The following is a 10,590-nucleotide window of genomic DNA, read 5'->3' as shown; positions in this document are numbered from 1 at the left end:
CCCCTCAGGTGCCCCGCCGGCTGGGGAGTGGCCGGCGGGGCACCTGAGGGGAGGTGGTGATCAGTGCGCGGGCGCGTCCGTCACGACGACCTCGTCGATGCTGCGCTCGATCGCCTCCGTCTTGGAGGCGGTCGCCTTGGCCCAGTAGTAGATGCCGAGGGAGAAGGCGGCGATGACCAGGATGTCCCAGTACAGCTTGATGTTGCCCTGGCTGCCCTCGCCGAAGCTGCCCTGCCAGGAGATCAGGCCGATGCCCAGCAGATAGGCCGGCAGCCACTGCGCGGCCTTGAAGTCCATCCGGGGCGCGTCCGGCTTGCCCTTGAGGTTGGCCCACAGGGCGTAGGAGCCCATCAGGACGTAGCCGAGGAGGATGGCGAAGGCCAGCCGCCACAGGGTGTTCCAGCCGCTCCAGTAGATGATCAGGTTGGCGACCACGAAGGACGCGGGCGAGATGAACTTGCCGAAGGGCAGCCGGTAGGGGCGCTCGAAGTGCGGCAGCCGGTCGCTGAAGACGCCGTAGGCCAGCGGCGCGCCCGCGTACATCAGCACGCTCGCCGAGGTGATGAAGCCGACCAGCTCCTGCCAGCTCGGGAACGGCAGGAAGCAGAGGATGCCGGTGACGAAGGTGACGATCAGGCCGATCCACGGCACGCCGCGCTTGTCGGTCTTGGTGAGCGCCTTCGGGGCGTAGCCGTTCTTGGCCAGGCCGTAGGAGACGCGGGAGGTGGCGGTGGTGTAGATCAGGCCGGTGCCACCGGGGGAGATGATCGCGTCGACGTAGAGCACCCAGCCCAGCCAGCCGAGGCCGACCACGGTCGCCAGGCCCGCCCAGGGGCCGCTGATGCCGGCGTAGGCCAGCTTCCCCCAGCCGTGCATGAAGGAGGCGTGCGGCAGCGCGGCGATGAACACGATCTGGAGCAGGATGTAGATACCGGCGCCGATGGCCACCGAGCCGAGCGTCGCGCGGGGCAGGTCGCGCTGCGGGTTGCGGCTCTCACCGGCCAGCTGGATCGCCTGCTCGAAGCCGAGCAGCGCGAAGATGATGCCGCTGGAGCTGATCGCGCCCAGCACACCCTTGGCGCCGAACGGGGCGAAGCCCTCCGAGGTGAAGTTGGAGCCGTGGAAGTTGCCGGCGGCGATGATGAAGATCGCGGCGAGCGGGATCGCGATCTTCCACCAGGTGGCCGCGCTGTTGGTGTGCGCCAGGGCCCGGACGCCGAAGAAGTTGACGCCGACGAAGATCGCCATGAGCACGATTGCAGTAACGATTCCGCTGGTGGTCAGCGTGCCATCCGCGCCCTGGAGGCCCTGGGCGAACTTCCAGTGACCGGCGTAGCCGATCATCGCCTCGACCTCGATGGGGGCCACGGTGGCCGCCTGGAGCCAGGAGAACCAGCCGAAGGACATACCGGCCAGGCCGCCGAAGGCGTAGTGCGGGTAGCGCGCCGTACCGCCCGCCACCGGGAACATGCCGCCGAGCTCGGCGTGCACGAGCGCCAGCAGGACGATGGCCACCGTGCCGATCACCCACGAGATGATCGCCGCGGGGCCGGCCACGACGACGGCCTTCTCGGCGCCGTAGAGCCAGCCGGAGCCGATGATGGACCCCACCGAGGCCCACATCAGGCCGATGAGCCCCACGTCGCGGCGCAGGCCCCCGGTCTCACTCGTGGCTACCGGTGCAGCCTGGTCGACTTTCGTCATGCAAGTGGCCTCTCAGATCGTAAACGCAGTTTTAACGGGGAGGGAGGCCACAGGCTAGGAACGGTTTCCACGTCGGCAAAAGGCTGCTTACCAAATCTTGACCCAGGATCTTGCCCATCTTGGGGACAGGGTTTCCACAGCTCAGTCACCGTGTGCGAATGTCAATATTCATCAGCGAATTGTGATGAAGAAGTTCTGACACTAGGTCAAGCGTGGAATTTCGATCGCGGGGCAGCGATCCATGACCATGTCCAGACCGGCCGCGCGAGTGCGATCGCAAGCGTCTTCGTCGACGACGCCGAGCTGGAACCAGACCGCCTTCGCGCCCTTCGCCACCGCCTCGTCGGCCACCGCGCCCGCCAGTGAGCTGTTGACGAAGACGTCCACCACGTCGACGTCGAAGGGGATGTCCGCGAGCGAGGCGTAGCCCTGCTCGCCGTGCACCGTCTCCGCCTTCGGGTGCACCGGCACGATCCGCTTGCCGTACCGCTGGAGCACCTGCGCCACCCGGTACGCGGGCCGGGCGGCATTGCCGGACAGGCCGACCACCGCCCAGGTGTCGCCCCGTTCGGTCAGAATCCTGCGTATCGCCGCCTCTTCGTCGTACACGTCCGCCTCCTGTGTGGTGTGTGCCGCTTTCCGCTGCCGTCAACCGGCGCCCGGAGGCACCGATTCCCGGCGCCCGGAGGCACCGATTCCCGGCCCCCGGAGGCACCGATTCCCGTTCCCCTACCCCGCCACGGTGTCCGGAATCGGCGCGCGGTGCCAGCGGGAAGGCCCGCGCGCGCCTACGCTCGGCCCGTGCTGCGCATCCTCGACGCCCTAACCGGTGAGCCCGTCCCCGCCACGCCCGCCCGCCGCGGTCTGACCCGTATCGAGGCCCGTGCCCCCGGGCCCGACCTGACGTCCCTGCGGGTGCTGCTGACCGCCGACCTGCTCGCCCGCGCCCTCGAACTGAACGGCCTCCAGGCCTGGCCGACCGCCCCCGGCCAGGCCCCGGACCTGCGCGCCGCAGCCGACGCCCTCGCCGTCCGCCCCTTCGAGGAGGCGCACGGGCCGGGATTCGCGGAGACGGGAGTGGTACGGGTGACGGCGGGGGAGGCGGAGTCGGCCGCCGAGGGCGAGGGGCCGGTGATGGCCGTGGCGCCCGTGGTGTGGACGGGTGACGCGGAGCCCCCGCTGTCGGACCCCGTGCTGCGCGCCGACCCCACCGCCCTGCGCCTCGCCCTCCTCGCCGTCCCGCACGGGCAGACCGTCACGCTGGACGAGGCGGTCCTGAAGCGTGCCGCCGAACGGCTGGCCGGGTGGCGGCGGGACGTGGCCGGCTGGGCGCGGGGGCCCTCGCGGCCGGTGCCGGAGGCGGTGCGCGCCCGGCTCACCGAGGCCTGGGAGAACGATCTGGGCATGCCGGACGTGCTGGCGGCACTGGCCGCGGCCGCGGCCGATCCCGCGCTCGCCGACGGCGCCCGGTTCGAGACGTTCGCCTACGCCGACCGGCTGCTCGCCCTCGAACTCGCCCGCGACCTCGGCACGGTCGGATGAGCGACCGCGCGGGCACCGGCCCGCTGCGCCGCCTCGTCGTGCTCAGACACGCCAAGTCGGCCTGGCCCGAGGGCGTGCCCGACCACCGCAGACCGCTCGCGCCGCGCGGACTGCGGGACGCCCCCGCCGCGGGCCGCGCCCTCGCCGAGGCGGACCTGCTGCCCGACCTCGCCCTGTGCTCCACCGCCGTACGCGCCCGCCGGACCTGGCAGCTCGCCTCCGACGAATGGGGCACCCCGCCCCGGGTGCGCTACGAACCCCGGCTGTACGAGGCCGATGTGCCGGCCCTGCTGGACGTCGTGCGCGAGGCCCCGCCCGAGGTGGAGACGCTGCTCCTCGTCGGGCACAACCCGGGCCTGGAGGACCTGGTCCTGACGCTGGCCGGGGACGGTCTGGACGACAGCCTGGAGCGGCTGCGCGCCAAGTTCCCCACCTCCGCCGTCGCGGTCCTCGCCTGGCGCGGCACCGGCTGGGCCGCCCTCGCCCCGGGCGTCGCCCTGCTGACCTGGTTCACCGTGCCCCGGGGCAAGACCCACACCTGAGGTGACCGGTCCTTCCGCATAGGCTGGCGGGATGCAGGACGAGTACCGCACAGTGGCCCACGCGGGCGTGCACGAGACCGAGATCAACCGTTCCCGCTTCCTGTGCGCCCTCGCCCCGGCCGCCACCGAGCAGGAGGCGCAGGACTTCGTCGCGGCCGTCCGCAAGGAGCACGCCGACGCCACCCACAACTGCTGGGCGTACGTCATCGGCGCCGACGCCTCCGTGCAGAAGGCCAGCGACGACGGCGAGCCGGGCGGCACGGCGGGCGTCCCCATGCTCCAGATGCTGCTGCGCCGCGACATGCGGTACGTCGTCGCCGTCGTCACCCGCTACTACGGCGGCGTCAAGCTCGGCGCCGGCGGGCTCATCCGCGCCTACGGAGGTGCCGTCGGCGAGGCCCTGGACACCCTCGGCACCCGCACCCGGCGCCGCTTCCGGCTGGCCACGGTCACCGTCGACCACCAGCGCGCGGGCAAACTCCAGAACGAGCTGCGCGCCACCGGCCGCGAGGTCCGCGACGTCCGCTACGGCGAGGCCGTCACCATCGAGATCGGTCTGCCGGACGCCGATGTGGCCGCCTTCCGAGGCTGGCTCGCCGACGCGACGGCGGGCGCGGCCGGATTCGAGCTGGGCGGCGAGGCGTACGGGGATGCCTGAAGCATTGGCGACAAAACGGATATAACACCCTTGTGGGGTGCCGGATATGACGGGTGATACGGGCGGGACCGGACGTGTTGTCGGACCCGGCCGTTAGTCTCGGGGGTCATGAGACTCCTGCACACGTCCGACTGGCATCTCGGCCGGGCCTTCCACCGGGTGAGCATGCTCGGGGCCCAGGCCGAGTTCATCGGACACCTGGTCGCCACCGTGCGCGAGCGCGCGGTGGACGCGGTGGTCGTGTCGGGAGACGTGTACGACCGCGCGGTGCCCCCGCTGGCCGCCGTCGAGCTGTTCGACGACGCCCTGCACCGCCTCGCCGGCCTCGGCGTGCCCACGGTGATGATCTCGGGCAACCACGACTCGGCCCGCCGCCTCGGCGTCGGCGCCGGACTCATTGACCGCGCCGGCATCCATCTGCGCACCGAGCCGTCCGCCGTGGCCACCCCGGTGGTGCTCGCCGACGCCCATGGAGACGTCGCCTTCTACGGGCTGCCGTACCTCGAACCCGCCCTGGTGAAGGACGAGTTCGGGGTCGAGAAGGCCGGCCACGAGGCCGTGCTCGGGGCCGCCATGGACCGGGTCCGCGCCGACCTCGCGACCCGCCCGGCGGGCACCCGCTGCGTCGTCCTCGCCCATGCCTTCGTCACCGGCGGCCGGGCGAGCGACAGCGAGCGGGACATCACCGTCGGCGGAGTCGCCGCCGTACCGGCCGGGATCTTCGACGGCGCCGACTACACGGCCCTCGGCCATCTGCACGGCTGCCAGACCCTCACCGAGCGGGTGCGCTACTCCGGCTCCCCGCTCGCCTACTCCTTCTCCGAGGCCGACCACCGCAAGAGCATGTGGCTGATCGACCTCGCCGCCGACGGCGCCGTGACCGCCGAGCGCCTCGACTGCCCGGTGCCCCGCCCGCTGGCCCGCATCCGCGGCACCCTGGAGGAACTGCTCGCCGACCCGGACCTCGACCGCCACACGGACGCCTGGATCGAGGCCACCCTCACCGATGCCGTCCGGCCGCCCGAGCCGATGGCCAGGCTCACCGAGCGCTTCCCGCACACCCTGAGCCTGGTCTTCGCCCCCGAACGCGCCCCGGACGACCCCGGGGTCTCCTACGCCCGGCGCCTCGCGGGCCGCAGCGACCAGCAGATCGCCCAGGACTTCGTCGCCCATGTCCGGGGCGCCGGACCCGACGAGCGCGAGTCGGCCGTGCTGCGCGAGGCGTTCGACGCCGTCCGCGCCGACGCCGTCGTGCGGGAGGTGGCCAAGTGAGGCTGCACCGGCTCGACATCACCGCCTTCGGGCCCTTCGGCGGCGCCCAGAGCGTCGACTTCGACGCCCTGTCCACCGCCGGACTCTTCCTGCTGCACGGCCCCACCGGCGCCGGCAAGACCTCCGTCCTGGACGCCGTCTGCTACGCGCTCTACGGCTCCGTCCCCGGCGCCCGCCAGAGCGGCGCGGGCCAGGGCATGAATCTGCGCAGCGACCACGCCGAGCCCCGCACCCGTACCGAGATCCGCCTCGAACTCACCGTCGCCGGACGCCGGTTGGAGGTCACCCGGCAGCCGCCCTGGGAGCGGCCCAAGCTGCGCGGCAAGGGCACCACCGTCGACAAGGCCCAGACCTGGCTGCGCGAGTACGACACCCGGGCGGCCGCCTGGAAGGACCTCAGCCGCTCGCACCAGGAGATCGGCGCCGAGTTCGAGCAGCTGCTCGGCATGAGCCGCGAGCAGTTCTGCCAGGTGGTGCTGCTGCCCCAGGGCGACTTCGCCCGCTTCCTGCGCGCCGACGCCGAGGCCCGGGGCCGGCTCCTCGGTCGGCTCTTCGACACCCAGCGCTTCGCCGATGTGGAGAAGCGGCTCGCCGAACGCCGCCGCGCCGCCGAGGCCCGGGTGCGCGAGGGCGACGCGGCCCTGCTCGCCGACGCCCACCGCATGCAGCAGGAGGCCGGCGACGCCATGGAGCTGCCCGAGCTGGCCCCGGGCGACCCCGGCCTGGCCGAGGCCGTGCTCGGCGCCGCCGCCGTCGCCCGCAGCACCGCCCGAGAGCGTCTCGCCGTCGCCCACAGCCGTCTCACCGCGGCCGAGGCCGCCCACACCGGCGCCCGCCGCACCCTCGACGGCATCCGTGAACTCGCCCGTCTCCAGGGCCGGTTCGCACAGGCGCGACGCCAGGCCGAACGCCTCCAGGAGCGGGCCGCCGAGCACCACGCCGACCAGGAGCGCATGGCGCGCTCCCGCAAGGCGGAGGCGGTCGCACCCGCGCTTGAGCTGCGCGAGGAGGCCGAGCGGGAGCACCGCGGGGCCGACGCCGCCGAGGCCCGCGCCCGTGGCCCGCTGCCCGCGTCCCTCGCCGATGCCGACGCGAGCGGGCTTGCCGCCGCCGCGCGCCGCGCCGCCGAGGAACTGGGCGGCCTCGACGCCGCCCGCCGGGCCGAGCGACGCCTTGCCGAACTGGTCACCGAACGCGCCGGGTTGGACCGCCAGGAGCGCGCCGACGAGGACGTGCTGCGCGAGGCCGACGCCTGGCTGGACGGCTGGGAGGGCGCGCGTACGACGCTCCAGGCACGCATCGACACCGCGCAGGAGGCCGCCACCCGCGCCGAGCAACTCGCCGTCCGGCGCGAGCCCGCGCAGCGCCGCCTGGCCGCCGCCCGCACCCGGGACGCCCGCGCCGCCGACCTGGAGACGGCCCAGCGGCGCGCCCAGGAAGCCGGGCGGCAGGCCCTGGACGCCCGCGCCCACTGGCTCGAACTCAAGGAACAGCGCCTTGAGGGCATCGCCGCCGAACTCGCCGCCCACCTCACCGACGGCGCGCCCTGCGCGGTCTGCGGCGCCACCGAACACCCCGCGCCCGCCCGCAAGGTCGCCGGACATGTGGACCGTGCCACCGAGGAGCGCGCCCACACCGCCGCCCAGGAGGCCGACCGGCGGCACACCGAAGCGGAGCGGCGGGCCGCCGACATCGGCAAGGCCCTGGCCGTCGCCTCCGCCGAGGCCGGCGAGGCATCCACCGCGCAACTCGAAGCCGAAGCGGCCGAGTTGGAGCAGGAATACGCCCGCGCCCACCGCGCCGCCTCCGCACTGCACGCCGCCCGCGAGGAGCTGCGGCGCGCCGAGCAGGAGCGCGAACAGCGCCTCGCCGACCGCCAGGAGGCCGCCGTACGGGCCGCCTCCCGGCTCACCCGGCGTGAGGCCCTGGAGCGTGAACAGGCCCAGCTGGAAGGCGAGTTGACACAGGCGCGCGGCACCGCGGAGAGCGTGGCCGCGCGCGCCGCCCAGCTGGAGCGCCGGGCCGCCCTGCTCACCGAGGCCGCCGACGCGGTGCGCGCCGCCGAGGAGACCGCGGGGCGCCTCAAGGCCGCCGACGCCCGGCTCGCCGACGCCGCCTACCGTGCCGGTTTCGCCACGCCCCAGGAGGCGGCCGACGCACTGCTCACCGACGCGGCCCACCGCGAGCTCCAGCACCGGCTGGACGCCCGGCAGTCGGAGGAGGCCGCCGTACGGGCCGTACTGGCGGAGCCCGACACCGCGGCCGCCGCCCAGCTCCCGCCCGCCGACCCGGCCGACGCCGAGCGGGCCGCGGCCGCGGCCGAGCACCGGCTGCGGACGGCCGTCTCCGCCCGCGACGCCGCCGCCCGCTGCTGCGCCGAGCTGGACCGGCTCTCCACCCGCGCGACCGAGGCGGTGCGCCGACTGGCCCCGCTGCGCGAGGAGTACGACCGCGTCGCCCGGCTCGCCGCCCTCACCGCGGGCACCGCCGCCGACAACGAGCGCAAGATGCGCCTGGAGTCGTATGTGCTCGCGGCCCGCCTGGAGCAGGTCGCCGCCGCCGCGACCGCCCGCCTCCAGCGGATGTCCTCCGGCCGCTACACCCTTGTGCACTCCGACGGCCGCAGCGGACGCGGCCGCAGCGGGCTCGGGCTGCATGTCGTGGACGCCTGGACCGGCCGCGAGCGGGACACCGCGACCCTGTCCGGCGGCGAGACCTTCTTCGCCTCCCTCGCCCTCGCCCTCGGCCTCGCCGACGTCGTCACCGACGAGGCCGGCGGGGTCCGCCTGGACACCCTCTTCATCGACGAGGGCTTCGGCAGCCTGGACGACCAGACCCTGGACGAGGTCCTCGACGTCCTCGACGGGCTGCGCGACCGCGACCGCAGCGTCGGCATCGTCAGCCATGTCGCCGACCTGCGCCGCCGCGTCCACGCCCAACTGGAGGTCCTCAAGGGCAGATCGGGCTCTACCTTGCGCCAACGAGGCACCGACTGAGGGGAATTGGCGCCCGCGAGGGTGAGTTCGGCCGCCGTCCCGCAGGCGTGTAGGTTCTTCGCCCATGGCTCGGTTTGATGATCGTGGAGTGCTGGAGTGGGTGGAGTCGGGCGGTGGTCCCCTGATCGCCGTTCCGGAGGTGGTTCTGCCGTTCTGGGCGGGAGCCGACAGCGAGGAGCTGGACACGGACTACGACCGGGCCTGTGAGGTCTCCGGGTACGCCGGGCTGCTCCCGGTCGGCGACAGCGCGGCCCTCGTCCTCGGCGACGAACCGGCCGCCACCTCCTATCTGCCCGAGCACACCGCCTTCGTCCGCTGGTCCGCCGCGGACTCCGAGCGCGACCTGCTGGCCGGGGTGCCCGCCGCGCTGGAGACGGCGGTGTGGGAGCAGGAGCTGCGCTGGCAGGTGCCGGGGCCCGTGGTGCTGTTCGACTCCGCCTGGCCGGGCGGCGAGGCGGACCGGCAGGAGCATCTGCGGGTCCCGCTCACCGCCGGGTCGTACGCCGTACGCGCCGCCTACGCGCAGCCGGGCGCCGAGACTTGGGTGGGGCTGGTCCAGCTCAGCAGACTCGCCTAGGGACTGCCGGACCGGCCCTGGCCCGCCGGGTTTCAGGGCCGGATGCCGTCGAAGGTGATCTCCAGGTGCCGGGGGCCGCGCAGCACCGCGTTCTCCCGGTACGGCGGCGGGTCCTGCACCAGGCGCGGGTTCTCCAGGCGGCGGGCCAGCTCGGTCAGCGCGATCTGTGTCTCCAGGCGGGCCAGCGGTGCCCCGAAGCAGATGTGGATGCCGCTGCCGAAGCCGAGGTGCTGGATGTCCTCGCGGTCCGGATCGAACCGCTCGGGGTCCTTGAAGCGCTCCGGGTCCCGGTTGCCCGCGGCCAGCACCAGCCAGATCCGCGAGCCCTTCGGGATGGTCACTCCGCGCACCTCGATGTCGGTGATGCAGGTGCGCTGCGGCACCAGCTGCACCGGCGGCTCGTAGCGCAGCAACTCCTCCACGAGCCGGGGCGCGAGCTCCGGCTCATGGCGCAGCCGCTCCAGCACGTCCGGGTGGCGCAGCAGCGTCAGCATGCCGTTGGTGATCAGGTTGACGGTCGTCTCGTGGCCCGCGATCAGCAGCAGGACAGACGTGCTGAGCACCTCCATCATCGTCATCGCGCCGTCCGGGCCATGGCTGTTCACCAGGTCGGACAGCAGATCGTCACGCGGCTCCTTGGCGCGCTCCTCGGCCAGCCCCGCCAGGTACATGCCGAGCTGCATCCGGGCCTCGCGCGCGGTCCTGGCGAACTCCTCGTCCGCCCCCTGCCGCGTCCCCGGGTCCAGGCTCGCCACCAGCGGATCGACCCAGGCGCGAAAGCGCGGCTCGTCCTCCCGCGGCACCCCGAGCAGCCGGCAGATCACGGTCACCGGGAACGGGTAGGCGAACTGGTCGACCAGATCGATCCCGCGGGCGTCCCCGAAGCCGTCGATCAGACCGGTGACGATCTCCCGCAGCTCGCCCCGCATACCGTCGATCCGGCGCGGCCGGTGCGGCGGCCCGAAGGCGCTGTTGGCGATGCGCCGCAGCCGGTCGTGCTCGGGCGGGTCCAGGCGCAGGAACGACGGCGGCAGCCCGCCCGTCTCCTCCGACTGGAGCAGTGCGTCGTCCCCGGCGGCCGCCAGATTGGCCGCGTCGGAGCTGATCCGCGGATCGTGCAGCAGCGCCTCGATGTCCCAGTAGGAGCTGATGACGTAGGGGCCGCCCTCCTCCTCGTGCAGCACCGGCGTCCCGCGCAGCTCCCGGTACACCGGGTACGGGTCGGCACGGCTGGCGAAGTCGGTCATCCGGCGCACGATCGAGTCTTGCGTCATGAGAGTCCTCGGGGCGGGACCGGCG

9 protein-coding genes are annotated in these 10,590 nt (G+C 73.6%); 6 read left to right on the top strand and 3 right to left on the bottom strand.

What is annotated here, in order from left to right:
• Nucleotides 1–60: 60 nt before the first annotated feature.
• A complete protein-coding gene (locus CCN72_RS26485; RefSeq protein ID WP_085562705.1) occupies nt 61–1,704 on the bottom strand; it encodes an APC family permease in 1,644 nt (547 codons plus the stop codon).
• Nucleotides 1,705–1,905: 201 nt separating this feature from the next.
• Nucleotides 1,906–2,313 (bottom strand): CoA-binding protein, encoded by a 408-nt coding sequence (locus tag CCN72_RS26480; protein ID WP_086810268.1) that lies wholly within the window; start codon nt 2,311–2,313, stop codon nt 1,906–1,908.
• 192 nt (nt 2,314–2,505) lie between these two features.
• Between CCN72_RS26480 and CCN72_RS26475 the strand changes: the two genes are divergently transcribed.
• The 6 genes from CCN72_RS26475 (at nt 2,506) to CCN72_RS26450 (ending at nt 9,291) form a co-directional block, all read left to right on the top strand.
• Complete coding sequence (locus CCN72_RS26475) at nt 2,506–3,246, top strand: hypothetical protein (RefSeq protein WP_086810267.1); 741 nt, start codon at nt 2,506–2,508, stop codon at nt 3,244–3,246.
• Nucleotides 3,243–3,788, top strand: a complete 546-nt coding sequence (locus CCN72_RS26470; protein ID WP_086810265.1) for a SixA phosphatase family protein — start codon at nt 3,243–3,245, stop codon at nt 3,786–3,788. The genes CCN72_RS26475 and CCN72_RS26470 overlap by 4 nt, the downstream gene beginning before the upstream one ends.
• Nucleotides 3,789–3,819: 31 nt before the next feature.
• On the top strand, nt 3,820–4,446 hold the full coding sequence (locus CCN72_RS26465; protein ID WP_086810263.1) for a YigZ family protein: 627 nt from the start codon (nt 3,820–3,822) through the stop codon (nt 4,444–4,446).
• Between the two features lie 108 nt (nt 4,447–4,554).
• On the top strand, nt 4,555–5,718 hold the full coding sequence (locus CCN72_RS26460) for an exonuclease SbcCD subunit D (protein WP_086810261.1): 1,164 nt from the start codon (nt 4,555–4,557) through the stop codon (nt 5,716–5,718).
• The gene (locus CCN72_RS26455; protein WP_086810258.1) at nt 5,715–8,714 is read left to right on the top strand and encodes an AAA family ATPase; all 3,000 of its coding nucleotides are present in this window, start codon (nt 5,715–5,717) and stop codon (nt 8,712–8,714) included. Before CCN72_RS26460 ends, CCN72_RS26455 begins: the two co-directional genes overlap by 4 nt.
• A gap of 64 nt (nt 8,715–8,778) precedes the next feature.
• Complete coding sequence (locus tag CCN72_RS26450; protein ID WP_086810256.1) at nt 8,779–9,291, top strand: immunity 21 family protein; 513 nt, start codon at nt 8,779–8,781, stop codon at nt 9,289–9,291.
• 32 nt (nt 9,292–9,323) lie between these two features.
• Here the strand turns inward: CCN72_RS26450 and CCN72_RS26445 are convergent, their stop codons facing one another.
• Nucleotides 9,324–10,565: a cytochrome P450 gene (locus CCN72_RS26445; RefSeq protein WP_086810254.1), complete on the bottom strand. Its 1,242-nt coding sequence runs from the start codon at nt 10,563–10,565 to the stop codon at nt 9,324–9,326.
• Between the last annotated feature and the right edge of the window lie 25 nt (nt 10,566–10,590).

Origin of the sequence: Streptomyces murinus (genome assembly GCF_002154555.1) — a bacterium.
GTDB classification, from domain to species: Bacteria; Actinomycetota; Actinomycetes; order Streptomycetales; family Streptomycetaceae; genus Streptomyces; species Streptomyces murinus.
The sequence above is the reverse complement of the archived record's forward strand: the minus strand, read 5'-3'. Positions and strand labels throughout refer to the sequence as shown.

Excerpts from the sequence above, each read along its gene's own strand:
- CCN72_RS26485 (WP_085562705.1), bottom strand. The coding sequence starts at position 1,704 with ATGACGAAAGTCGACCAGGCTGCACCGGTAGCCACGAGTGAGACCGGG.
- CCN72_RS26470 (WP_086810265.1), top strand. The coding sequence starts at position 3,243 with ATGAGCGACCGCGCGGGCACCGGCCCGCTGCGCCGCCTCGTCGTGCTC.
- CCN72_RS26465 (WP_086810263.1), top strand. The coding sequence starts at position 3,820 with ATGCAGGACGAGTACCGCACAGTGGCCCACGCGGGCGTGCACGAGACC.
- CCN72_RS26460 (WP_086810261.1), top strand. The coding sequence starts at position 4,555 with ATGAGACTCCTGCACACGTCCGACTGGCATCTCGGCCGGGCCTTCCAC.
- CCN72_RS26450 (WP_086810256.1), top strand. The coding sequence starts at position 8,779 with ATGGCTCGGTTTGATGATCGTGGAGTGCTGGAGTGGGTGGAGTCGGGC.
- CCN72_RS26445 (WP_086810254.1), bottom strand. The coding sequence starts at position 10,565 with ATGACGCAAGACTCGATCGTGCGCCGGATGACCGACTTCGCCAGCCGT.